The sequence below is a fragment of the Ectothiorhodospira mobilis genome (assembly GCF_016584115.1).
GTDB classification, from domain to species: Bacteria; Pseudomonadota; Gammaproteobacteria; order Ectothiorhodospirales; family Ectothiorhodospiraceae; genus Ectothiorhodospira; species Ectothiorhodospira mobilis.
In genome coordinates this window covers 1-279 of record NZ_NRSK01000098.1, presented here as the reverse complement: position 1 = coordinate 279, position 279 = coordinate 1, and the positions used below count along the sequence as shown (strand labels likewise).

Here is a 279-nt window from a genome sequence, read left to right as displayed (position 1 = left end):
GTGCGCGTCACCTCGATCATGAAGGAAAGCTTGCGCTCCTCCGACAAGTCCCCGACGTATACGAGCTGCCCCGGCACCGGCTTGGGTGGCACCGTGTAGTTACCCAGCCACGGGTAATTTCGCACTACCGTCACTGAAGCGCGGCGGAACCTTTCCCCCACGGTCGGTGTAGCCGCCACGACGGCGTCGGCGCTGCGCTCGGCTAGCCCCACAAGTCCACGAGCGGCCATCTTGGCCAGCGGCCGCGTCACCGCGCCTAGGTACGGCTTAGTGTCAACC

Annotated in this window: 1 pseudogene; it reads right to left on the bottom strand. The window is 65.6% G+C overall.

The window, feature by feature from the left end:
* Nucleotides 1-279 (bottom strand): annotated as a pseudogene (locus CKO33_RS13385) (hypothetical protein); the annotation flags it as partial.